Annotated in this window: 21 protein-coding genes; 9 read left to right on the plus strand and 12 right to left on the minus strand. The window is 36.8% G+C overall.

Translation table 11 applies throughout. From position 1 onward, the window contains the following. Positions 1 to 30: 30 nt before the first annotated feature. Both rapA and AC4CVF_RS11980 read right to left on the minus strand, forming a co-directional pair. Complete coding sequence (gene rapA, locus AC4CVF_RS11975) at positions 31 to 2,868, minus strand: RNA polymerase-associated protein RapA (protein WP_336954695.1); 2,838 nt, start codon at positions 2,866 to 2,868, stop codon at positions 31 to 33. Positions 2,869 to 3,007: 139 nt separating this feature from the next. Beyond that, the gene (locus AC4CVF_RS11980) at positions 3,008 to 3,652 is read right to left on the minus strand and encodes an RluA family pseudouridine synthase (RefSeq protein WP_490789514.1); all 645 of its coding nucleotides are present in this window, start codon (positions 3,650 to 3,652) and stop codon (positions 3,008 to 3,010) included. Between the two features lie 307 nt (positions 3,653 to 3,959). On the opposite strand from AC4CVF_RS11980, the gene AC4CVF_RS11985 reads away from it, so the two are divergent. After that, positions 3,960 to 4,661: a YidX family protein gene (locus tag AC4CVF_RS11985; protein ID WP_336954697.1), complete on the plus strand. Its 702-nt coding sequence runs from the start codon at positions 3,960 to 3,962 to the stop codon at positions 4,659 to 4,661. Between the two features lie 357 nt (positions 4,662 to 5,018). Further along, entirely contained in the window at positions 5,019 to 5,747 is a 729-nt protein-coding gene (locus AC4CVF_RS11990) for a hypothetical protein (protein ID WP_336954698.1), read from the plus strand. A 617-nt stretch (positions 5,748 to 6,364) separates the two neighbouring features. On the opposite strand, the gene AC4CVF_RS11995 is transcribed toward AC4CVF_RS11990, so the two are convergent. Next, positions 6,365 to 6,946: a TetR/AcrR family transcriptional regulator gene (locus AC4CVF_RS11995; protein ID WP_004721722.1), complete on the minus strand. Its 582-nt coding sequence runs from the start codon at positions 6,944 to 6,946 to the stop codon at positions 6,365 to 6,367. 261 nt (positions 6,947 to 7,207) lie between these two features. On the opposite strand from AC4CVF_RS11995, the gene AC4CVF_RS12000 reads away from it, so the two are divergent. Beyond that, positions 7,208 to 8,056 carry a hypothetical protein gene (locus AC4CVF_RS12000; RefSeq protein WP_333667007.1) on the plus strand — a complete coding sequence of 283 codons (849 nt, stop codon included), beginning with the start codon at positions 7,208 to 7,210 and terminating at the stop codon, positions 8,054 to 8,056. Positions 8,057 to 8,128: 72 nt separating this feature from the next. On the opposite strand, the gene AC4CVF_RS12005 is transcribed toward AC4CVF_RS12000, so the two are convergent. Beyond that, positions 8,129 to 8,764, minus strand: coding sequence for a cation efflux transmembrane domain-containing protein (locus tag AC4CVF_RS12005; RefSeq protein WP_105714259.1), 636 nt, complete (start codon positions 8,762 to 8,764; stop codon positions 8,129 to 8,131). A 169-nt stretch (positions 8,765 to 8,933) separates the two neighbouring features. On the opposite strand from AC4CVF_RS12005, the gene AC4CVF_RS12010 reads away from it, so the two are divergent. After that, positions 8,934 to 9,338, plus strand: coding sequence for a Cd(II)/Pb(II)-responsive transcriptional regulator (locus AC4CVF_RS12010; protein WP_490789515.1), 405 nt, complete (start codon positions 8,934 to 8,936; stop codon positions 9,336 to 9,338). A gap of 477 nt (positions 9,339 to 9,815) precedes the next feature. Here AC4CVF_RS12010 and arsB read toward each other — a convergent pair whose 3' ends face one another. Together arsB and AC4CVF_RS12020 are read right to left on the minus strand one after the other, a co-directional pair. Further along, positions 9,816 to 10,862, minus strand: a complete 1,047-nt coding sequence (arsB, locus tag AC4CVF_RS12015; protein WP_490789516.1) for an ACR3 family arsenite efflux transporter — start codon at positions 10,860 to 10,862, stop codon at positions 9,816 to 9,818. A gap of 6 nt (positions 10,863 to 10,868) precedes the next feature. Next, the gene (locus tag AC4CVF_RS12020) at positions 10,869 to 11,192 is read right to left on the minus strand and encodes an ArsR/SmtB family transcription factor (RefSeq protein ID WP_490789517.1); all 324 of its coding nucleotides are present in this window, start codon (positions 11,190 to 11,192) and stop codon (positions 10,869 to 10,871) included. Positions 11,193 to 11,291: 99 nt separating this feature from the next. Between AC4CVF_RS12020 and arsC the strand changes: the two genes are divergently transcribed. The 3 genes from arsC to AC4CVF_RS12035 all read left to right on the plus strand — a co-directional run bounded on the left by arsC (position 11,292) and on the right by AC4CVF_RS12035 (position 13,547). After that, positions 11,292 to 11,720 (plus strand): arsenate reductase (glutaredoxin), encoded by a 429-nt coding sequence (gene arsC, locus AC4CVF_RS12025; protein ID WP_490789518.1) that lies wholly within the window; start codon positions 11,292 to 11,294, stop codon positions 11,718 to 11,720. A gap of 165 nt (positions 11,721 to 11,885) precedes the next feature. Further along, positions 11,886 to 13,286 (plus strand): prephenate-dependent tRNA uridine(34) hydroxylase TrhP, encoded by a 1,401-nt coding sequence (gene trhP, locus AC4CVF_RS12030; RefSeq protein ID WP_490789519.1) that lies wholly within the window; start codon positions 11,886 to 11,888, stop codon positions 13,284 to 13,286. 9 nt (positions 13,287 to 13,295) lie between these two features. Then, on the plus strand, positions 13,296 to 13,547 hold the full coding sequence (locus AC4CVF_RS12035) for a YfhL family 4Fe-4S dicluster ferredoxin (protein WP_004721738.1): 252 nt from the start codon (positions 13,296 to 13,298) through the stop codon (positions 13,545 to 13,547). A 273-nt stretch (positions 13,548 to 13,820) separates the two neighbouring features. Here the strand turns inward: AC4CVF_RS12035 and AC4CVF_RS12040 are convergent, their stop codons facing one another. Next, positions 13,821 to 14,678, minus strand: coding sequence for a LysR substrate-binding domain-containing protein (locus AC4CVF_RS12040; RefSeq protein WP_419328935.1), 858 nt, complete (start codon positions 14,676 to 14,678; stop codon positions 13,821 to 13,823). Positions 14,679 to 14,831: 153 nt separating this feature from the next. Here AC4CVF_RS12040 and AC4CVF_RS12045 point away from each other — a divergent pair, with 153 nt between their 5' ends. Further along, complete coding sequence (locus tag AC4CVF_RS12045) at positions 14,832 to 15,488, plus strand: FMN-dependent NADH-azoreductase (protein ID WP_419328933.1); 657 nt, start codon at positions 14,832 to 14,834, stop codon at positions 15,486 to 15,488. Positions 15,489 to 15,665: 177 nt separating this feature from the next. Here AC4CVF_RS12045 and ahpF read toward each other — a convergent pair whose 3' ends face one another. After that, complete coding sequence (gene ahpF / locus AC4CVF_RS12050) at positions 15,666 to 17,231, minus strand: alkyl hydroperoxide reductase subunit F (RefSeq protein ID WP_490789520.1); 1,566 nt, start codon at positions 17,229 to 17,231, stop codon at positions 15,666 to 15,668. A 406-nt stretch (positions 17,232 to 17,637) separates the two neighbouring features. On the opposite strand from ahpF, the gene AC4CVF_RS12055 reads away from it, so the two are divergent. Then, a complete protein-coding gene (locus tag AC4CVF_RS12055) occupies positions 17,638 to 18,258 on the plus strand; it encodes a DsbA family oxidoreductase (RefSeq protein WP_336954714.1) in 621 nt (206 codons plus the stop codon). Between the two features lie 100 nt (positions 18,259 to 18,358). On the opposite strand, the gene AC4CVF_RS12060 is transcribed toward AC4CVF_RS12055, so the two are convergent. The 4 genes from AC4CVF_RS12060 to AC4CVF_RS12075 all read right to left on the minus strand — a co-directional run bounded on the left by AC4CVF_RS12060 (position 18,359) and on the right by AC4CVF_RS12075 (position 23,889). Beyond that, the gene (locus AC4CVF_RS12060) at positions 18,359 to 19,276 is read right to left on the minus strand and encodes a hypothetical protein (RefSeq protein WP_336954715.1); all 918 of its coding nucleotides are present in this window, start codon (positions 19,274 to 19,276) and stop codon (positions 18,359 to 18,361) included. A gap of 45 nt (positions 19,277 to 19,321) precedes the next feature. Beyond that, on the minus strand, positions 19,322 to 20,446 hold the full coding sequence (locus AC4CVF_RS12065) for a toxic anion resistance protein (protein ID WP_419328929.1): 1,125 nt from the start codon (positions 20,444 to 20,446) through the stop codon (positions 19,322 to 19,324). A 9-nt stretch (positions 20,447 to 20,455) separates the two neighbouring features. Further along, complete coding sequence (locus AC4CVF_RS12070; RefSeq protein WP_336954717.1) at positions 20,456 to 21,238, minus strand: tellurium resistance protein; 783 nt, start codon at positions 21,236 to 21,238, stop codon at positions 20,456 to 20,458. Between the two features lie 209 nt (positions 21,239 to 21,447). Beyond that, positions 21,448 to 23,889 (minus strand): CSLREA domain-containing protein, encoded by a 2,442-nt coding sequence (locus AC4CVF_RS12075; protein ID WP_490789521.1) that lies wholly within the window; start codon positions 23,887 to 23,889, stop codon positions 21,448 to 21,450. Positions 23,890 to 23,895: the final 6 nt, after the last annotated feature.

Raw genomic sequence — 23,895 nt, forward strand, 5'->3', positions numbered from 1 at the left:
CTTTTAGAATCTAGATAAAATTACACTAAATTAAGGTTTAACCACAACCAATACCTGAATCGCTTCTGGCGTCACAGAAATACCTTCCAATAGACTTAAACCTTCTTTCTGGAATTTCTGTAAACGTTCAATTTCATCTGCACGAATACTTGGATTAAATTGCTTTAAGTAGCTTAAACGATCAATTTCATATTGCCATTTGCTACCGTAAATTTCTTTAGCTTGCTCTTTTAACTGCGGTAAAACACCTTTAGCAATATCTAAAGCTTGTGCATAGCGTTCTTCAATCACTTCACGACGTGCTTTCACCACTTGACGACAGCTATTGCTATCTAAATGATGTAAATACGGCTTAATAATTTCTGGATTAAGCTTGGCAGTAATATCTTGGCCCGTTTCAGTCAATAACACTCGAATCAATTGTGTTGGTAAGCTAGAAGGTAAATTTAATGCTTTAGGCGCAACCACATCCACTTTAAACCAAACTTCCAACAAAATCGTGCCTTGTTTAAGTGCATTGGTTTTTAGAATCGCAACATTGGTACTACCAAAAGATTGGGTACGGATAATTTCCATCACACTTTCAGTAAACGGATGTTCAAGTGTTAAATATTGCGCGTCTTCACGGATCTGTGCCTGATCACGATAGAAGGTTGCAGTCATACCCTCTTCGTCAATATCCAAGCCTTGCACTTGCATTTGATCGGTTGGTTTAATAATCACCGTACCATTACTTTGCTCATCAAAGTCAATGTTGGTTGATGCCATAAACCGCTTCATAAACATTGGCAACAAAGTATTGTCATCATAGTCTTCAAGCGCTGTAACAATTTCTTGTGCCACGATCGGACGACATGAGTTGTATTCCAATAAACGGTCACGACCATCTTGCAATTCAACTTCAAGTGCTTGACGCTGTACATTGACCGCTTCAAGAAGCTCTTCAAAAACTTGCCCTTTATCATCCAATAAGCAATCTTTTAAATCGACAATAAAGTTTTCTTGTAAGGTTTGTGCTGTAGGCGAAATATTACTGAAAATATTTAGCGCTTCATTATACCAACGGAACATACGCTCTTGCGCTGTACCTACAAGATAAGGCACATGAATCTGAATACGATTTTCCTGACCAATACGGTCTAAACGACCAATACGCTGTTCAAGTACATCTGGATTTGCAGGCAAATCAAACAACACAAGGTCAGAAGCAAACTGGAAATTACGCCCTTCTGAACCAATTTCAGAACACAGTAAAATCTGTGCACCATAAGAATCTTCAGCAAAATAAGCCGCTGCTTGGTCACGTTCCAATAAGCTCATGCCTTCATGGAACATTGCGGTGCGGATACCCGCGTGGATGCGTAAAGCATTTTCAAGTGCTTCAACAACTGGACCACTACGTGCAATCAGCAATACTTTTTTATGTTTTAAATCAGAACGTAATCGTTCCATCAACCACATAACACGTGGGTCTGTTTCCATCCATGCGCCATCAAGTTGCAGCTCTTCTGGCCACATTTGTTCGCGTAATTTTCCATCTTTAGACCAATTTTCTGGTGCTGGTAATGGTGCTGGTTGGCAATCACGTCCAGGGAAACCTTGAATTGCTTCACGGGTATTGCGGAACAAGATACGACCTGTACCATGACGGTCTAAAAGCTCATGAATTGCACGGAAACGATGTTCAGGCTGATCTTCAATCGGATGACCTAATAATTTTTCAACTGCTGCTAAATGTTCCGCTTCGAGTGGCAAATCTGACATCAACACTTCAGCAATTTTAGCGGTATGATGATATTGTTCTTCTTCATCAAGGAAACGATCAAGCGAACTAAAACGTTGTGGATCAAGTAAACGTAAACGGGCGAAATGGCTTTCTACACCTAGCTGTTCAGGTGTTGCAGTTAAAAGCAGCACACCTTCAGTTTTTTCAGCAAGCTCTTCAACCAGATCATAACGGTCATTACCGCCTTCCTCTTCACTCCACATCAAATGATGCGCTTCATCGACCACCAGCAGATCAAAACCAGCTTCAATGGCTTGCTCACGCAAATCATCATGGTCAATCATCAAATCTACTGAAGCAATGATACATTGTTCAGTCAGGAATGGATTGAGTTCAGGATCATGCTCTTTGATTGAAGCTGTACGAGTAAGATCAAACAATGAGAAATTCAAATTGAAACGGCGACGCATTTCAATCATCCATTGATATTGTAATGAATCTGGTACAAGAATCAGAATTCGCTCAGAACGACCCGTTTTAAGTTGTTGATGGATGATGAGTCCCGCTTCGATTGTTTTACCTAAGCCAACTTCATCAGCAAGTAATACACGAGGTGCAAATCGTTTACCCACTTCATGTGCAATATACAACTGGTGTGGAATCAATCCTACACGCGCACCGACCAAACCACGTAATGGTGAAGTTTGCATATTGGCTTGCATTTGCATCGCTTCAATACGTAAGTCATACCATTCTTTATAGTCAATTTGACTTGCCAATAAACGCTCTAAAGGCTTTGATAATTGGATTTGTGCGCCAATACGCGTTTCGTTTAGCGCTTTTTTCTCTTGTTCGCCACTGTCCAATGTACGAATAACATTGTAACGAATTACTCCACTGCGATCATCTAAAGACTCAACAATCCACTTGATGCCTTCTTGGTCTTGAACTTCATCATTGATATTAAAAACAATACGAGATAATGGTGCATTATTACGTGCATAGACACGAGTTTCGTCACTTTTTGGAAAAAGAATACTGATTGAACGTTCATCGACATCAATCAGTACACCTAAACCTAACTCAGTTTCTGTGTCCGATAACCAACGTTGACCTATAGCAAATTGTTGCAATTTTTCCACCTTTATCTCATGTTAGGGCTAAAACATGGTTGCTCAAATCAGGAGAATATTTGAACAAAGTTTATACCCATTACGCAATACTTTTTGACATAAAGCTCATTAAATTTTGAGCCACTTAATTTCAACTTAAAAATCTAAACTAAAACGGAACTGGACAATCAAATTGTACAAGCTCCTCTGTTTTAGGATGATGAAAACTCAATTGTTGTGCATGTAAACAAAGTCTTAGCATAAGTTGCTGTTGCTCTACAGTGGCATATAAAGTATCACCAATAATTGGATGACCTAAATATTGCATATGCACACGTAACTGATGTGACCGCCCAGTAACTGGTGTTAACTCAACACGAGTCACCGCCTGTCCTAGAATTTGAAAATGTTGAATTGCTTTCCAATGCGTTAATGCAGGCTTGTTATGCTCTGGAGCTGCAATATGTAATGGAGGGTGTTCTGGATCATAAATCACAGGCACATCTACTGTACCTTCACCCTGTAAAGTTCCAGCAACAACAGCTTGGTAGGTTTTAGAGGTTTGACGTTCTTGAAACTGTCTAGAAATACTTTTTTGTCCCCATTTACTCAAGCCAAATACCAAAATGCCAGAGGTATCACGATCTAAACGATGAATGAGTAAAGTCTTAGGCTCGATTTTTAATAATCTGTTGATAACACAATCTTGTAAATCTGCTGTTTTTCCTGGAACTGTGAGTATACCTGCTGGCTTATGGATCACCATAAAATCATCATCACGATGGATCAGGTGTTCGGTTAGAAAATTACTCAAAGTTCAGTTCCAATGATCACGCAAACAAGCAGGCAATTCTAAGAATCTTGGAATGAAATTACAATCAAAATTATCTGATTTATTCGATTATTCTAAAGAAAGAATAATAAATCGTACAATTGCTTTAAATTCATTGGCAATTTACAAGACAATCAAAAACTTTAGATACATTTTGCCAATCAATTGTGGGGAAAGTGGATTAATTCATTGAAAAAATAAATTATTGTCTATTTTTTGGTAAGTTAAAAACTTAACACCCTATTTTTTTAATGGTATAAACAATACCTTAAGATTAAATGAGCAAAATATGAATAAATTAAATTATAAATCTACATTGTCCATTTGTATTATTTCCGCATTTGCCATGACCGGCTGTGCAACTTCAACCCTTTTAAAGAAAGACAATGGTGTTCGTACCCGTAATGTTCAAACCGTATTGGTCAATGATACGGTTTTAGCATTTGGCAAACCATCACAAGCAATTTCGGCCCTACCTTCTGACAGCATTGTCATTGCAGGGCAAAAAAATAGTTATGTCATCACCAGGGGTGGTGCTCGATTTGTCAAAGTGATCACAGGACTTGATCCAAAATTTATTCAAATTGATAAAGCGCTGACCTTCAATTCAGAAAAAAATGATGGGCATTTTTCAGGAACCCTACCACTCAAATATGTCAAACTTTCTGAAGATGTCACTAAACAAGATCGTGCATTCTTTATTGAAAATGGTGCAGAAGAATGCACCACCTCAAGTGATCAACGTCTAAAAGCGCAACGTTTCTGTTTTAACATTACCTTATCTGGTCTGGTTTACCCTTCTGCTTCTAATATTTCATCACTAAAAGCACTGAGTAAACCCTATCAAGTCAGTATCTATAGCACCCAAGAGGTAAAAGATTACTCAAAGGCTGGCAGTAAAACTGCAGATAAACTGGTGTTATTCCCTTTTGCTGTCGCTTTTGATGTAGTGACGTTACCGTTCCAAGCGCTTCATAAGATTTTTGATTGATTGAAAATAATTCAGGATATTGCATACAATATCCTGAATCTTAGCAAATATAAAAATACGATTCTCAATAGCATGATTCCACTTTCTTTTAACTATCTTTGGATTTTCTTTGTCGCTGGCTTTGGGACCATTATTTTTAGCCTATTTGCGATTGGATTAATATTTAGTTCAAAATTCAGAAATACCCTTAGGCATGGCAATATTTTTATTCAGTCTCTATTTGTCTGTAGTGTACTCTGCGTTTTTTTGAGCTTGATACTTTATTTCCTTGTTCTATTTACAAAAAATGAGATTGAAAAAGAGAATCATTCCATACATAAAACATTAAGTTCGCCTGAGAAAATTTTAGGCATTCAAATGCCACAAGGGACTGAACTTGAATTATTTGCACCCGATCAATTGACCTCATTGAGACAAGCCAAATTTCCCCAACCCGTATTATTTGGCAAGTTGCAAATTAACAGCATGAAAATTCCTCGTGGTATTGATTTGGAACTTTTTGATGATCGTTCAACCACATTAATGGGTACAGGTAAGGATACGATCGAAGGTTGGAATTGTCAGCTGATGAGCTATATTCAAGTCTATTTAGATGATGCTGGCAACATCATTGGTTTAGAGCACTGTAATCTTGCTCAAGATACGCAGCTAGAAAATATTATACTTGTGGCACAGGCAGATATTGAACGTTCTAAATATCAAAAATATCCAGACAACTTTGTTTCTACAGATTACTGGCGGATTCACAATCCTCTCACCCAATACAAAGCTGTTTCCCTACAATGGGCAAATGTCTATTTGGATCAAAATAAACAACTCATCGGAATTGAAAATGGCACACTGACAGAAAAATTAACCTTAGGCGATATTCAATATCCAGCAAATACTGAATTCAATTTATTGGTTCATCCTTTAACACAAAATGAAACTTGGTTATTTACCCCGCCCAATGATCAAAATGCGGTTGCTCGCAATGGCAAAGTCTATACGCATGATCAAACGATTCTTCAGCGCCCTAATGGCAAAATTGAACAAATCCTCAATAGCAATGATCCTAGAATTTTACCCCGAAGAATGAATCACTAATTCATGAATCTTGATATTCCCAACAGTATAGGCATTTTTCAAGGTCTTTTATTTTTATCTCTAATATTTATTTACAATTATTCATTTCAATTTTCAAATTCTTGACCACACGCTTCGTGTATAACAACTCACTGCCATTTAAAGATAAATAGAAGTCTGCTAGTCTCATCAATAAAGTCAAAAATAGACTTTTAGACAAGGCGAGCCACGATAAAATTAAACGCAAAGTACCAAAAATTAGATATTTTTTTTAACTTTTAAGCTGTTTGATAAAAAAACAAACAAATTCACAAAGATTCTGTTGTAAAAAGCAACAAAATCTTTATAATCCAACTAAACAGACAAGTCTGTATAATTTGCTGAAAAAAACGAATGACCAGTGCATTCAGAGGGTATAAGAATAAATATAAGAAGATGCTTCAAGCATCTCTTTACCTAACGATTTATTGTTATGACAATAAATCGTTAGGTATATAAAAAACTTATCAGCAAAGCGCGATTCACTTCAAGTGGTCGCGCTTTTTTATTTTCAAGTTTAAGTAGTAAATTAAACAGATCAGCAAGCGCAAATCAATATTGCTTACGCTTGCAACCTAAGATTTCAACAAACTTAAAGGTTAAACTGAACTCGGTTGAGCTAAAGCCAATTCCATCTGAATCAGGGTTTCTACCCGTCTCCAATAATCATCCAAACACACTTGCTGAGGATCTATTTGCGCCTGAATCGTCATTCCGTCAAGAAGACTCGACAAGAAAGAAGCAAGTTGAATATCTTGTTTAACACCTAAATGACGCAACGCATTACTCAAATGCCCTTTTAACCACTCTTTATAGTCAGTTGCAGGTTGGAGTGATGACGGATAAACTTTTGAAATTTCTTCTACGGCTTTTTGGAACATACAACCATTAAAATCTTCGCTATGAAACCATGCGTTGTACCATGTGAAGATGGCTTTAATATGAGATAAATAATCTTGTGGATCACATTTAGCGATTGCAGCATCTAATGATTCTTGCAAATTGAGATTTCTCGTGACCAAACATTCTTCAATCAATTTGGCTTTAGATGGAAAATATTTATAAAAAGTCATTTTTGCAACGCCAGACTCACTAATAATTCGGTCTATACCGATAGAATTATAACTATATGTATTAAAGAGATTCAACGCTGTATTAATGATGTCCTCTTTTTTTGACATTTGTTTTTACCTGATGTACAAAAATTTAAGATTAAAATTAAAGCATTAGCTTATAAGAACAGCACATAAATACGAATTACTTCAAGTGTATGCTAAGAATTATATCTTAAATTCATATGAATACTGAGTTTTTATAAAAAAACATCAAGACTACAAAGGCAAGTATATGAAATATAAAATATTAAACCTGTATAAATACTAGCAAAACAAATTGTTTTTTACTATTATAAAAACGGCAAAATTAAAATTTTAATGCAGCATATGAGCATATTATCTTTCACGCAATCTGAACATACTCGTTTCGAGTTGCTGCATTTCATTCAAAATTCCTTGCAACCTGAATTATGGCAGCAAAATACTCAAGCTATCGCAAACTTAAAACGGCAAACACACTGTCATGTTTTATTTAAGCATCCCATATTAGTCCAGTTGAATCAAAGCCAGCTGACGCTTGAACAGCTTAAATTTATTCATATTAATTATTTTACGGCGATTGTTAAAAATTTTACAGATGCACTTAGCATGGTAATTTATCAAGCCGTTAGCCTCGAAAAAAATCATAATATTCATCCAGAAAATAGGATTGCAGCTAAAATATATGCACGCTACTTACTGTCGCTAAACTTAATTGATGAACTGGGTTTCAATACACACCAACTCGAAAAAAGCGCTGCATCCAAATCACATCTGGTTTATTTTTTAAAATTGATGCAGCAGTTGGAATTAGATCCATTAGATCAGCAACAGACTGAAATAGAAGCTTTCGCATTGGCTCAATTTATTCACCAACATATCAATTCTTATACAGAATTATTGCTCATTTTGGCTTGTACAGAATTGCAAGTCATAAAGTTTAGTGAAGCACTCCGCAACAACATGTCCATTTACAACAGTAAATTTATTGAAGGTTATTATGCTTGTCATGGGCTGGCTGATCAGAATGACGCGACCCTTGCCAATGATGACAACCACCAAGATGACATTTGGACCCTACTGATACAATGCTATGATCAAAACAACCAACAGTATTTGGACCAAGTCCAGTCTGAGTATTTAGAACTCTGGAATAATTTTTGGAGCAAAATGGCAACACGTATAGTTGAAATTTAAGTACTTGCTTCATGATGGTTTTTTGATCCCATTGCTGAGATCAAAAATACCTTATTGTGGTTTAGATGAGCGTCATTGTAGTACTTGTTGAGTCGGCATATTTTGTTTACGTTCTTGTAATGCTTTCTTCATCACCTGATAACCGCCTGTTAAGCCTAAAGTCGCCATAATCACAGCCACAATAATATCTGGCAACATGCTTCCTGTACCAAACACCCCAATTGCTGCAAAGATTACTGCGACATTTCCAATCGCATCATTACGACTACACAGCCAAACAGACTGCATATTGGAATCCCCATCTCTAAAAGCGTAAAGCACAAGGGCTGAAATCACATTGGCGATTAAAGCCAATACACCAATCGCTCCCATGGTAATCGCTTCTGGAGGGATCCCTTTCGTATAGGCATAAATCGTTTTGCCAATCACGACAAAACCAAAAATTGCCATGATTGCCCCTTTAAATAAGGCAACGGTCGCACGCCAGTACAGACTTGCGCCTAACACCGCTAAAGAGACGGCATAATTGACCGAGTCACCAAAAAAATCCAGAGAATCCGCCCAAAGTGCAGAAGAATGTGCATACGCCCCACCAATCAATTCAACAAAAAACATGGCAAGGTTAATAAACAGTGCAATCCACAAAGCCGTTCTAAACTTGCTATTCGGTTTCTGTGGTGCAGGTTCATGACTACACGTACACGCCATGACACTTCTCCTTGATTCAATATAAATGGACTTATCTGCTTATTTTTCAGTCAAGTTGGCGTTTTAAAGAAAATCAGCACATGCGTCAAAAATGATGAAAAAATCAGCTATACTGCTATTTAAAACTATGGAGTTAGTCCAAGGTCAAGTTGATTCAGGAAAATAAGCCATGCAGCAATACTTAATTAGTGACCTCGCTAAAAAAACTCAGCTGTCGACCGATACTGTGCGTTTTTATGAGAAAAAAAATTTGATCAGATCCAGTTACCGTGCAGATAATAATTATAAATATTATGATGATGAAACATTAAAGCGGCTTATTTTTATTAAACGTTGCCGCGCATTAGATATGACCTTATATGAAATTACTCAACTTTTAGAGCATCTACAACATCCTGAACAAGGTTGTAAAATCATTGACCAATTGATTGAAGAACATATTCGACATGTAGAAACTCGAATATATGAATTACAGCATTTTAAATCGCAACTGCATGAATTACGTCAATCCTGCTCTTCGAACACCACCATTGATCATTGTCAGATTGTCAAAAAACTTGAAGCATCGGAATAATTTATAGTTAAATCAACCAATTATTCATATAAGTGATTTAAATCAAATCATGGATCATCAATAAAGCGTATATTTTTAAATGAACTTTTAAAAACCATTAGTTATTAACTCATTTTTCCTTTTAAATCATACAAGGTGCAGCTATCACATGACGACATGGATATCGACATTGAGTGGGGGGATATAGGATGTCCCTCTCGCTCAGCATGAGCAAACACAAAACAAGGTTTTGTTTGCAGCGCAAGGTTTGTCATCCCCTAAGAAAAGGGAGACATTGTCTTCGCAAAGTTATTTAAATTTTGAATAAATGGTGCGGCATTGCAAGCTTTAAAACCTAAAACCCCCCATACAATTGATTTAACTAAAAATATTTATTAATAAAAATAATATTCTTGTACCTAATTTTTTGACAGTTTGACTTTACATTGTGTTAAATAAGTCTTTCGACTATTTCTGTTACTGATTGTGCCAATACATTTATCTAAAAACAGTTTTACGCAGCCATAGCGATACACTGACCAAGGCAATCAATATGGGAACTTCAACCAAAGGACCAATAATCGTGGTAAATGCGACAGGTGAAGCCAATCCAAATGTTGCAATCGCGACAGCAAGCGCCAATTCAAAGTTATTTCCTGCTGCAGTAAAAGAAATCGCTGTGGTTTTAGGATAATCATTGCCCATCCATTTGCTCATAAAAAAGCTCAGGAAAAACATCACCACAAAATACAAGGTTAATGGGATGGCAATTCGCAGTACATCGAATGGTAAGCTAACTACATCCGCCCCTTTTAAACTAAACATCGCCACAATGGTAAATAACAATGCCAATAAACTCAGCGGACTGACTTTAGCGATAAACGTATGTTGATACCAATCTAATCCTTTACGTTTAACTAGAATGATCCGGCTTAGAAAGCCCAATAAAAATGGGATACCTAGATAGATTAAAACCGCATGTGTAATCGTCCAGAAGCTAACATCAATAACTTCTCCTGCTACACCAAAATACGGTGGTAGAACTGTTAAAAACAACCAAGCATAAGTACTAAAAAAGACAATTTGGAAAATACTATTAAAAGCAACCAAAGCTGCGACATATTGGTTATCACCACATGCTAAATTATTCCATACCAATACCATCGCAATACAACGTGCTAAACCAATAAGAATTAAACCCGTCATATATTCAGGATAAGCATGTAAAAACACAATCGCTAAGGCAAACATCAGGCACGGCGCGATTAACCAGTTTTGTAGCAAAGATAAAGTCAGCGTTCGTTTATCTTTGAAGACTTGCACTAAGGTCGCATAATCCACTTTGGCAAGTGGCGGATACATCATCAAAATTAAACCTATCGCAATGGGTATATTGACTGAATCTAGGCTTAAACGATTTAAAGCCACCGAAGCCTGCGGGAAATATACGCTGATGCAGATCCCCAATCCCATCGCAATAAAGATCCACAAAGTTAAATTCCGATCTAAGAAAGAAAGCCGCGAAGTTGGCTGATTTGAGTTCATAACAGCTTACTCACAACAACTGTTGATTTGGATCAAGTCTGAACGACCCACAACTGAATTCGCAGTTTGCCCTGCAATTATGTTTAATACTGCATTGGCCCATTCTGGTAATTCAGGATTTAAACGGTAATACACCCATTGGCCTTTGCGTTGATCAATTAAAATGGACAAATTTCTCAACAAGGCCAAGTGTCTAGAAATCTTTGGCTGACTTAAATTTAACGCTTCAGTGATTTCACAAACACAAACGTTCCCCTGTGCCAACACAAGTTTTAAAATATCCAAACGAGTTGGGTCAGATAAGCACTTAAAGAAATCAGGTTGATCCATCGCAATTACTCAATTTTATGGTTTAACTTATATTTACTATTGCGAATATACGCATATCCATATATAAATGCAATATTGCTTTTAACAGAGAGTCGATCGATGTCATCTCAAATTAAGATTTATCATAATCCTGCCTGTGAGACTTCACGTAATACCCTTGCACTCATTCGAAATGCAGGTATCGAACCTGAAGTGATCGAATATTTACTGTATCCACCTAACAAAACTCAGCTCATCGATTTAATTCAGCAATCTGCTTTGTCGGTACGAGATGCACTGCGTAAAAATGTTGATGTTTATAAAACCTTAAAACTAGATCAAACAGAGTGGACTGACGATCAACTGCTTAATTTCATGTTGCAATACCCGATTTTAATCAATCGCCCCTTTGTCGTGACTGAATTGGGTGTTCGTTTATGTCGACCATCTGAATTGGTTTTAGATCTCTTATCTGTGCCACAGCGTGCTGCTTTTAGTAAAGAAGATGGTGAAATTATTATCGATCAGCAATTAAAAAGGCTTAAATAATTTTTTAGGGTTTTTCAAAAAACCCAATTAATTAAACATAAAATATTGAATATTAAGTGTTTTAATAAAAACTCACCCAGTTAATCCTGAGTGTTTTACTAGGTTGAATCTTATTTTCAAACCCTTACAATAAAACCATATTTTTAGTATGCCTTTTAAATTTATATGAGCATCTCACACATTACTGAACTCTTATCACCAGCAGGATCATTGAAGAATATGCGTTATGCATTTGCTTACGGTGCCGATGCGGTGTATGCAGGTCAACCTCGCTATAGCTTACGAGTTCGTAATAATGAGTTTGATCATGATCATTTAAAAATGGGTATTGCTGAAGCGCATGCCTTAGGCAAAAAATTTTATGTAGTGGTGAATATTCAACCGCATAATGCTAAATTAAAAAATTTTATTCGCGATCTTGAACCTGTGGTCGCCATGCAACCTGATGCACTGATCATGTCAGATCCTGGCTTGATCATGCTGGTTCGAGAAAACTTCCCACAAATATCCATCCATCTCTCTGTACAGGCAAATGCGGTCAATTGGGCAACCGTAAAATTTTGGAAAAATATGGGACTCACTCGTGTCATTTTGTCACGTGAGTTATCTATCGAGGAAATTGAAGAAATTAAACAGAATGTACCCGATATGGAAATCGAAGTTTTCGTACACGGTGCACTCTGTATGGCTTATTCCGGTCGTTGCTTACTTTCAGGCTATATGAATAAACGTGATGCAAATCAAGGCGCTTGCACCAATGCATGTCGCTGGGAATACAATATTCACGAAGCAACAGAAGATGCATTTGGGGATGTCATTCCAGTCCAACAACTGGAGACAGCATCAGACTGTTGCAACAATAAAGATGCCGACGAGCAACACGCCATACAACAACATCAATTTGGCGAACCGGTTTTATTACAACGTCATAAAGAAGACATGTTTGCTGCTGAAGAAGACCAACATGGCACTTACTTTATGAACTCTAAAGACTTACGTGCAGTTCAGCACGTAGATCGTTTAACCAAGATGGGCATTCATTCCTTAAAAATCGAAGGACGCACCAAATCTTACTTTTATTGCGCTAGAACAGCACAAATTTATCGCAAAGCGATTGATGATGCTCTACAGGGAAAACCTTTTGATCGGGCGTTAATGTCACAACTCGAAGGTTTAGCCAATCGAGGTTATACCGAAGGTTTCTTACGTCGCCATGTCCATACCGAATATCAAAACTATGCAACTGGCTCTTCTCAGTTTGACCATCAACAATTTGTTGGTGAAGTACTTGAACGCAATGATGATTACATCAAAATTGAGGTAAAGAATCGTTTTGTTGTGGGTGACTCTATGGAACTCATGACCACATCTGGCAACATCACATTTATTCTTTATGAAATTTTAGATAAAAACAGACAACCGATCATAGATGCAAAAGGCTCAGGATATATTGTAGAAATTCCAATTCCGGCCGATATTGATATGCAATATGCCTTATTAATTAGAAACTTACCAAATTCAACTACTGATATTTCAGCATCATCATTGGCTTACCAAGCAGTTTAGGATATCGAAATGGCTTTAATGATTACAGACCAGTGCATCAATTGTGATATGTGTGTACCAGAATGCCCCAATCAGGCAATTTTTGAGGGAGAAAAGTTCTATGAAATTGATACACAGCGTTGTACTGAATGTGTCGGGTTTTATGAACATCAAACCTGTGTGGATGTCTGTCCGATTGAATGTATTGTTCAAAATCCACAACATATAGAAAGCAAAGCGCAATTATTAAATCGCTTTCATTATCTAAGTTTGTTTGGCTAAGACAAAATCCGACACCAATTCTAATCTTGGAACGTATTTTGCTTAGTTAACGCATTGGTCCAAATAACAATAACAATAAAGAAAATGGAGCTGAGCTGTATGGCAACACAGCTCATAAAAAGGGGAAAACAACAATATTAGGGAAAAGCCAAGGTGTATTTGGGGAACACTTTGGCTTTTTTCTTATTGAAAAAAATCATGTTTGATTTAAATTTTAATTTCAAGATAGGTAATATAAGCAAAAAGCTAAGCGACGAAAAAACTCATAGATCTTCATTCATGGGCAAAATTTTGCGAAAACTTCTCCTTACACCACTGTTTGACTTCATTTACAATAAAATCAGCATCTGGCAAAGTTAAAAAATAGTAATTCCATGCAGTTTCAACACATGGAGATACAATTTTCAGCCGCCCTTGTTGTAAATCATTGGCAATTGAAATGCGGCTTAATAATGCAATACCCTGTCCAGACAATACAGCCTGAATTGCATGACTTTCTTGTGTATAAAATACCTGCGCTTGCCCTGCTTGAATATGTAAGCCTTGTTTTTCAAACCATTTCTGCCAATTGACTCGATTTGGACAGTATTCGTCTCCCCAGGTAAAGTGAATCAATGGCACAGTCGTCCAGTTCATAGTTGCAATATCCAAAGAAGGATGCCCGACTGCAACATATTCATCAACTGCTAATAATTCCGCATCAACATCTTGATAGCCCCCTGAACCATACCGAATCGCCAAATCATAGAGACCTGAAGTCATATTAACGAGGTCATAACTTGCATGTACCCGAAACATAATATTGGGAAAGCGACTTTGTAACTCTGGCAAATAAGGAATAATCCACTCACTTGCAAAGGATGGTGTTGTGGTAATGGTCAATAATCTTTGTTTATTTTGCTCAAGTTGAAACAAAGCCGTTTGAATCTGCCCAAAACCTGATTGCACATGCTTAAGTAAATACTCTCCTTCTGGCGTTAGGCTGATCGAGCGGGTACGTCGTTCGAATAATTGAATATTCAATTGCTGTTCCAGCTTCTTAATACGATGACTTAAGGCGGTAGGTGTTAAAAACAATTGGTCTGCTGCTTTTTTAAAGCTGAGTTGTTCAGCGACATGCTGAAAAGCCAACAATTGCTCCAAGGAATTATGCAAAATCACAGAAGATCACCGCGCAAAATATAAATGAATTTCATTCAGTTATAACATGTATTTTTATCGTTTGTTGTTTTTTTCATATTCTAGAAAAATCAATTTGAACAAACAACAAATTGAGTAACAATCATGACAAATATACTAAAAATAGATACTAGTTTAAGAACAGGTATCTCAGGTACGCACCCCCATGGTTCTTTAAGCCGACGCTTAACCGAATTATTTATTGATCAATGGAATGAAATTGATTCATCTGTACAAGTTAAACATCGTGATTTAGGTCGAAATCCACCCCCTTATATTGATGAAGAGTGGATCATTTCTGAATTTGGCTATGCAGAATCTGAAGAAAAGGCACAACAACGCCTACAACTGAGTAATGAGTTTATCGAAGAATTATATTGGGCAGATATTATTGTGCTTGGCGTACCGATGTATAACTTTGGGACACCTGCTCATCTAAAAGCCTATATTGATCACATCGTGAGAATGAATAAAACCTACTCATTTGATCTTAGCAAAGAGCAACCGTACTCAGGGCTTTTGGATCATCAAAAAACTATGATTATCCTTTCTGCCCGTGGTGGGCATGACTTTGATTCAGCTGATGCGCCATTTCCCAATCATGCTGAACCTGCAATAAAAACAGCATTCAATTTTATAGGTATCGAAAAATTTCATGAAATCGCAATTGAGTATCAGGAATTTGGTGGCGAGTTGTTAGCGCAATCGATCCAAGCCGCAGAACGAAAAACCATTGCGCTTGTTCAAGATTTACAACATTAACAAAGCTTATTTTCGCAAGCTCTATTCAATAGTATTCAACCTTCAACACAAAAAAAGGAATTGAGCTGTTAGCAACTCAATTCCTATTAAGGGTAAAATATGGGATAAATGTTAAGGCAAGCCAAAGTTGTCATTACGGCACTTTGGCTTGCTTTTCAACGTGTAATCATTGAAAGATTATTGACCTGAACGAATGATGTAATCGAATGCAGATAAAGACGCTTTTGCACCCTCACCAGCTGCAATGATGATTTGTTTATAAGGTACTGTTGTACAGTCACCCGCAGCAAATACGCCTTTTACATTGGTTTCATTACGATCATTTACCACAATTTCATTCCGGTTTGAAAGCTCTACAGCAGTTGCTTTTAAGAAATCTGTGTTTGGCAATAAACCAATTTGTACAAAGATTCCCGCAAGTTCAATGGTATGCAATTCGTCTGTTGCACGGTCTTTATACTTCAACCCTGTCACAATCGAACCATCACCAATCACTTCTGTAGATAGTGCATTCAAAATCACAGTGGTATTTGGCAAACTATTCAATTTATCTTGAAGCACTTGGTCAGCCCGAAGTTGAGTATCAAACTCGATCAATGTGACATGTTCAACAATACCAGCAAGATCAATTGCGGCCTCTACACCTGAGTTACCCCCACCAATCACGGCAACCTTCTTGCCTTTAAATAATGGACCATCACAGTGTGGGCAATACGCAACACCACGTGTTTTGTACTCTTTCTCACCAGGTACATTCATCTCTCTCCAACGTGCACCTGTAGATAAGATGACCGTTTTTGATTCAAGTTTTGCACCATTTTCCAATTCAACTTCAACTAAACCATTAGTTGTTTGATCAGCACCAACAATGTTTTTCACTTTTTGTAAATTCATAATGTCCACACCGTACTCACGAACATGTGCTTCCATATCTGAACCAAACTTAGGGCCTTGTGTTTTTTGTACTGAGATAAAGTTTTCAATATCCATGGTGTCCATGACCTGACCACCGAAACGCTCAGAAACAATACCTGTCCGAATCCCTTTACGTGCAGCATATACCGCAGATGTTGCACCAGCAGGTCCACCACCAATCACCAATACATCAAACGCTTCTTTAGCATTCAGCTTTTCAGCATCTTTAGCCGCAGCACCACTGTCCAATTTCGCAACGATTTCTTCCAAAGTCATACGACCTTGACCAATATGTTCACCATTTTGGAAAACCATAGGTACAGCCAAGATTTTGCGCTCTTCAACTTCATCTTGGAAGAATGCACCATCAATCATGGTTGCCGTAGTACCAGGATTATTAATTGCAATCAAGTTAAGTGCTTGAACAACATCTGGACAGTTATGGCAACTTAAAGAAACGAATACATCAAAATTCGCAGTCAAATTTAAACCTTTGACTTGAGCCAAGATTTCATCAGAAACTTTTGGCGCATAACCTGATACTTGTAATAAAGCTAAAATTAATGAGGTAAACTCATGCCCCATCGGTAAACCAGCAAAGAATACACGAGGTTGTTCACCTACTTTTGCAATACCAAAGCTCGGTTTACGATCATTCTGACCATCGTAACGGGCAGTCACTTGATCTGACAGTGCAGCAATTTCGGTCACCAATTCTTTAATTTTATCTGACTTACCAGAACCATTTAAAGAAGCAACAATTTCAATTGGGTTTTCAAGGCGCTCTAACAAGGTTTTTAATTGAGCAGAAGTATTTGTATCTAACATGCTAACAATCTCCAAGGGAGTAAATTTCTTTCGTTGAATGTATATTACGTCTATTTAAAAAATAGATAAAACAGTTTGTTTTTATTAAATCAATCGGTTTTTTAGTTTAACAAAAATCAGCCACCTTCTCATCAGCATATCCCCCTATTCTCAAATTTAAATTCTCTAATGCTGGTATATATGGGCATTGGCAAGAAAATCAATAGACATCACCGACTTCCTCGAAACTTAAAATTAGATTAATTTTCAACAAAAATAATATTTTCTTCGACCATCTCTCTACAAAAAATCATGCGCAGCTAAGCCACAAAGTTTTAAGCTAAATTTATGTTGTGGTTTCTCCAATTAAGTACAACAAGGTGTACTTATTCACAATTCCTGTATAAATAAGTGAAGAGGTAAAACAATGAAAATAGAGTTCGTATTCGATATAGTCTATCCAATGAGTTATGTGGCGTTTGAAAAACTCAAACAACATTGGAATCAACCGATGGCGAAAAAAATCGAATTATTACCTGTGCAAGTTTTACCCGAAATTCCAGAACAAGGCTTAGATGTTTATCAATACCTGACTGAAAGATATGGAACCAAAGAAGCCAATCGTAAACTTGATATGGCAAAATTTGCTGCTTATAGTCAAGATTTAACCGTGGATATTGAGCATATGAAGCGTATGCCCAATAGCCGTTTAGCCCATCAGGCGATATTGGCTTTAGACAATATCTTTGACCAATTCGCATTAACGCAGGCTTTATTCCACGCCATATTCGCCCATGGTAAAGACATTGCCAACCCTGAAGTTCTGAAACAAATCATTGAAGGTATGGGCTTGGATGGCACGAAAGTTCTACGTTCTATTCAACATAAGGAAATCGCAGACAAACAAACTGAGATCACCCAGTATGTACAAGGTTTCGGTAAACATCCTACTCCCTACTATATTGTAGATGGTGAAATCTGGGATAAAACCTTTGACACCTTAGAACTGAAAGACCTGATTACCAACAGAGCGAAAGATGTCGCTTAGTACAACGAGATTTAATTTTCGAACAATAAAAAGCACTTTTGTGATCAGCAAAAGTGCTTTTTATCAAGATTTTTACAAAGCATAAGCTTTGTGGCTTACATTAACCGATGCGATGGCCAATTCGATGTAAACGTTTCGCAATTCGACTTGCCACCCAATAAATCATCAAGCTAAAAAATAAACTGAGTGCTGAAATTCCCCATAAAACCTTTTCAACAATGTTCGACCAGAAGCTTGCACGATTCACTTGCGCTTCAACACCTTGCGCAATCGGGGAAAGCGCTCGATTAAATACCTGATATTGAATTGTCCATAATTGCTCCGGTTTAAAGCCGTATTCTAAAAAGCGGGAATCAAATTGCTCAGCTTTAATTAATTTTTCTGCGTAAACCGTAGCCACAACCTTATCAATAGGTTTATGCATCAAGGCGGTTTGTGCCAATAAATAGCTTTGTACTGTATCAGGCGCATCCGATCTTTGCAGATATTGATAAATGTCGCTTTGCTGAATGTTTTGATCATACTTTATAAATGATTTTAACTCTTTATCTTCATCATCTTTTAGATCATATTGCACATAAGTCAAACCAGACCATAGCACAATCAAGGATAAAAGCCATGCAACAAATTTAAGGATAAAAGATTGCAAGCGCACCTTAAAAAAGCGAATTTTTCTTAATATACCAACAATAATAAATGCACCAATAAAAGATACAATTAATTTTAAGATCAGCCAACCAAACCATGACAATGCATTCATAAGATAGTCTGGTTGATGGATATATTCTCTTAATTGCTGATCTAGAATATATGGCAAATGTAACTGATGAACCTGTTGTGCCACACCGAACAAGTTAAAAACCAATTCCTGTTGAAAAAAAACAGAAACAAAACTTGCGATACCGACAGAGGATAAAACCACAGCAGAAACCATCAAATTCCGTTTTCGATGCTGAAGTATTTTTAGTCCGTGTTCGATCTGTTGAATATCTACAGGATATTGCGTTTTTTCAGTCAACCTTTACACCTTTAGATGAGATTGTGCCAAGATTTAAAATTTGGCTTAGGATTGATGCGTACTGGTATCTAATACCAACTGTTGCAAATTCGATTGAAGCGCTTTAATCCGAGTCGAAGCCTCTTCACGTTTTTGCATACCCTCTTTCTGAATTTGAATAACATCATTTACAGTTTTAATCAGGGTATTTTGAACATGTTCAAGCGTTTCAATATCAATCACTGAACGTTGATTGGCTTTGGCAGTATCCACAGAATTTTGATGAAGTAAATCTGCATTGCGTTTTAATAGCTCATTGGTTGCATCATCAATCGTGTTGGCAAGCTGCACACTATTTCGTTGTTCATTTAAAGAAATCGCTAAGCTGATCTGGTTTTTCCATGCAGGTAAAGTAATATTTTTTATGGCATAAAATTTATCGACCAACATCATATTATTGGATTGAATAATACGAATCATCGGTAAGGTTTGCATTGCAGATTGTTGCAAGACTTGTAAATCACTCACCCGCTTTTCTAGATTGTTGGCTAAATGGTTAAGGTCATAAACACGCTGATTGATTTTAGGATCTTGCTCTTGCTGAGATAAAGTCGCAATTTCTTGCTGCACTTCTACTTGCTTAATTCGACCTGCGGCAATATAAACACCCAGCTGTCGATATTCCTCTTGAACACCATTAAACATACGATCTAATGTTTCTACCCGTGCTTTTAAACCTGTTTGTGATGTTTCAATTTCTTTGACCAATGAATCTATTTGCTCTTTGGTGGTATTAAAATGTTGATCGAAACTTTGTTTAGCACCTTTAAACTTACTGAGTATGCTTCCAATAAATCCTGAATTTTTTGATTGATTTAAAATACTCGATGTGTTTAATTGCTGAGCAACTTGAACGACTTCATTTAATTTTTGCCCAGTGACATCTAAGTCTTTATTTTTGACTAAGTTGAGTAATTCATCAGTATATGAAGATGTTTTGGTCGCAATATTTTTACCGTATTCAGCAACGGAAGCATGATTAATATTGGCCAAGTCTTTATGCGCATTTACAACCTCATTAAAATCTTCAGTATTTAAACCTATTTCTTTCAAATTCAATTGTTCAAACTTTTGTAATTCCAATGGCGTATTGGATTGTGCGCTTAATGCTTGATAATTCGAATCGCTCATACATGTATCCTATTTATTTTCTAATGATTTCTTTAATGATTGAATTAATTTATCACGACTTTTATCAAGTTCTTCCGTCATTGTAAAAGAATTCTGGGTACTGCTCTGTTTTACATGATACTGCCATGCAGGAATCAGAACATTTTGGGCTTCATTAAATCGATCAAGTAAGCTCAAGGAAAGCTGTTGTGTTAACTGCATTTGTGCTAACGCAATATCATTACTGGATTGTAGCGTTTGTAACGTGTTGACTTTTTTAGACAGCCGATCAGAAAAATTATCTAAAGGATGGCGATGGTGTATAAAATCAGGATATTCATGTAAAAATTCCTGAGCGGCGCGAATATATTTCGCCATTTGCTCTCTTAAGCCATTGGCTTGTTGAAATCTTGCTTCCGACTTTTGAATTTCCACTTGTAATCTTTGACTCAAATGCTTTGCTTCATCAATTAAACTTTCTAATTCATGTAAATATTTGACTTGTCCAACGCTAAACTCTAAATCTAAACCTAACCATTTTTGTATAGCATTAAATTTACGTTGATTGAGTTTTTTTTTGGATGTAGATAATTGATGAATGATTTGTGCAATAATTTGACTCAGTTTTTGCGTTAAACTTGGATCAATAGCTTTTAACAGAACCGATTGTGCTTGAATTAACTGATCAGCATATAAATTCAGTCGTGTTTGATTGTCGAGTAATGGAACCAAATCATTTCTTTTAATCGAAAGTAATTCATCAGAACTACATGGGATCTTTTCAAGGGGTGTAAGTACAGTAAATTGTTTCATATCAGTTCAAAATGAATAACTTTTCAATGATTTAAGGGAAATCAATTAACAAACCCTTCCTATTTAAAACTTATAATACAAATTATGAAGAAAGCCTATATAAATAGCAAAAAACATACAGATACAAAAAAACCAGTTTCTAAAAACTGGTTTTTTTGTACACACTAAGTTGTAAAATTCATTAATTTGCCAGTTTATTTATTTGCCTATTATTGCTTTGGTTGTCTATTTGTTTGATAGCGGCGATATCCTGTCAACCCTAACAGTCCAAGAAGACTGAGCCAACCCAATGCACCACCACCACTTGTACGCGTACTTCCGGGCGCTGTACCTGAGTTTTCTAATTTTACCGTCGCAGTATTGGAAATTACACCATCTGCATCATACACATAGTAGGTAAATTTGTAGCTAAATGGGTCCAGTGTGTTTCTGAGTTGGATATGAACTTTGCCACCATAGCAGGTATATTTACTATCAACACCTGGGCAAGGACCACTACGATCTGCAGTAATAACTATTGGGTCAATATTTGTACCTATTCGGATAGGTAATTCAACACCATCTGCATTGATATAAAATTTTGGTTTATTGGGTTTTGCAGTTAAAGCTGCTGCATTACCATCACCATCATCATTGGCATATTGGAGTAAATCTAAATCAATTGCTTTAGTTGAACCATATTCAACTTTAAAACTACTATCCTCTACGATGGGTGCAATGTTAGCAAAGGTTCCAATCACATAAGCTGAAGATGTAATATTTGGTTCAGATTTTAACTGTAGTTGATAACTACAGAATTCATTATCACCTGATGGGGTTATGCTGTCGTCTATACGCCATAACATAATTCTTTTTAAGTTGGCATTCCATTCACACTTAAAGTTTGGATCTTCCTTACCCGCAAAGACCTTATCGCTATTCAATAAACCCACACCAAGTGGCTTAACAATCACATCATAATTGTCAACGCTTAGATGTTTTACAACCCTAATATCTTTGCCATCCTGCCCTTTAGTAATGATTTCTGCTGGCAGATTGGCAGCAAAAGGGTCAACAAAGATGGTGCGATATTTCTGATCTGATTTGGTGTATTTTATTAGATTACTATATAACTCTAATTGAAATTTATAAAAAGGAATAAAGTCTTGGTTGGTTGCTGGGTCAGCAATCAACTTATTATAATTATCCAATATGTTCTGATAATTGCTAAGTGCAGCAACCACTGATGCATTGGTCGAGCTTAAGTTATTTGCTGTAAGACGTAAAACCTCTGTAGAACCGATATCACATGAGTTCGCTACATCATTTTGACCATTCGAGTTTTCCGCAACCACTCGGGTGACACCTCGCTGATCAGATCCACTACACCCAGTATAACCAATATCAACTAAATCTTTATCTGTGCCTAAGTTTTTAGGGAAATACATCGGCATAAAACCAGTGGATTCACTCGGTTGCTCTAAGTCATTTAAAATAGATGAGAACTCAATATTACTCACATCAAATGAATGGTCTTTACCCTCTTTAGTCACTGCCTCTGCAACTTCACACTGATCATTACCAGCAGTAAGCTTTAAAGCATTATAGCCCAGCACTACACCTGAGCCTTCAACTTTACTGACATCACCATCTGCATAACGACAAGATTTCCCATTATTATAAGCCAGTATATTATTGCTTAAAGTTTTTAAACCATTGTATCCATATAATAGTGTTGCCCAAGCATCATTCTTTACAATAGTATTGCTGAGCAGTGATAAAGAAGAACTATCACTAAAATTAACCTTTCCTTGTGGTGTTAATTGGCTAAATTGAATGATGCTCCCTTGACTCATACTTGCAGTATTCTTTGTCAATGTATTTGCAGTAAATGTCACAGAAGGCTGTCCACAAAAACTAAACATACTTAAGCTATTTGCAGATCCATTATTAATGAAAGTTGTGCCATTCACTGCGATACTTCGTGTTGTAAAAACCAAATTATCAGAGCATGTCATTCCAAGTACACTACCTTGATCAGCTTTATTTGCGTCAAACACGCCATAGTTGACTGTAAGTGAACTTGAAGCATCATTTAGATAAATTGCACCACCAGTTTTCGCATTTGAATTGATAATTGTTACATTGGTTAAGGTTGTTGCACCGCCTGCATAAATCGCTCCGCCCACGCTGCTATTGGTGTCATTCAAGCTAGAGCCATCTTTTAAAATCACATCTTTCAGCGTTAAACTTGGCTTATTTTCATAAATGGTATTGAAAATACGCGAGGTCCCTTGGCCTGAAATTGTAGTTTTTAATGGCGTTGAAGCAGGGAAATTATTAGTTAATACATCTGGCCGACTATAATCACCAGGTTCTTTACCAACAATGGAAATATCTGAATTAGGTCTTAACTCTTTCGTCAGCTTATATTCACCCGCTTCTAATTGAATTACATTGGGCACTGTCGAATAAACTTGTCCTGCACTGCAACCACCATAAGCTTTATGTGTAGCAGCAGCTCGTAAGGCTTCTCTGATTGAACACTTGTCAGGATTTGTTCCATCCTCATCTTCAAAGGTAGTAACATAAATTGTTTTATCTTCTGCCGCCATCAGAGACATGGTCGACAAAATAACAAGTGTTAGAAATCCCTTTTTATAATTTTTCATATCCGA

The sequence above is a fragment of the Acinetobacter sp. LipI_19 genome (assembly GCF_058242925.1).

Coding starts and splice junctions, on each gene's coding strand:
- AC4CVF_RS11985 (WP_336954697.1), top strand. CDS start 3,960: ATGAATAAATTAAATTATAAATCTACATTGTCCATTTGTATTATTTCC.
- AC4CVF_RS11990 (WP_336954698.1), top strand. CDS start 5,019: ATGCCACAAGGGACTGAACTTGAATTATTTGCACCCGATCAATTGACC.
- AC4CVF_RS11995 (WP_004721722.1), bottom strand. CDS start 6,946: ATGTCAAAAAAAGAGGACATCATTAATACAGCGTTGAATCTCTTTAAT.
- AC4CVF_RS12000 (WP_333667007.1), top strand. CDS start 7,208: ATGAGCATATTATCTTTCACGCAATCTGAACATACTCGTTTCGAGTTG.
- AC4CVF_RS12005 (WP_105714259.1), bottom strand. CDS start 8,764: ATGGCGTGTACGTGTAGTCATGAACCTGCACCACAGAAACCGAATAGC.
- AC4CVF_RS12010 (WP_490789515.1), top strand. CDS start 8,934: ATGCAGCAATACTTAATTAGTGACCTCGCTAAAAAAACTCAGCTGTCG.
- arsB (WP_490789516.1), bottom strand. CDS start 10,862: ATGAACTCAAATCAGCCAACTTCGCGGCTTTCTTTCTTAGATCGGAAT.
- AC4CVF_RS12020 (WP_490789517.1), bottom strand. CDS start 11,192: ATGGATCAACCTGATTTCTTTAAGTGCTTATCTGACCCAACTCGTTTG.
- arsC (WP_490789518.1), top strand. CDS start 11,292: ATGTCATCTCAAATTAAGATTTATCATAATCCTGCCTGTGAGACTTCA.
- trhP (WP_490789519.1), top strand. CDS start 11,886: ATGAGCATCTCACACATTACTGAACTCTTATCACCAGCAGGATCATTG.
- AC4CVF_RS12035 (WP_004721738.1), top strand. CDS start 13,296: ATGGCTTTAATGATTACAGACCAGTGCATCAATTGTGATATGTGTGTA.
- AC4CVF_RS12045 (WP_419328933.1), top strand. CDS start 14,832: ATGACAAATATACTAAAAATAGATACTAGTTTAAGAACAGGTATCTCA.
- ahpF (WP_490789520.1), bottom strand. CDS start 17,231: ATGTTAGATACAAATACTTCTGCTCAATTAAAAACCTTGTTAGAGCGC.
- AC4CVF_RS12055 (WP_336954714.1), top strand. CDS start 17,638: ATGAAAATAGAGTTCGTATTCGATATAGTCTATCCAATGAGTTATGTG.
- AC4CVF_RS12065 (WP_419328929.1), bottom strand. CDS start 20,446: ATGAGCGATTCGAATTATCAAGCATTAAGCGCACAATCCAATACGCCA.
- AC4CVF_RS12070 (WP_336954717.1), bottom strand. CDS start 21,238: ATGAAACAATTTACTGTACTTACACCCCTTGAAAAGATCCCATGTAGT.
- AC4CVF_RS12075 (WP_490789521.1), bottom strand. CDS start 23,889: ATGAAAAATTATAAAAAGGGATTTCTAACACTTGTTATTTTGTCGACC.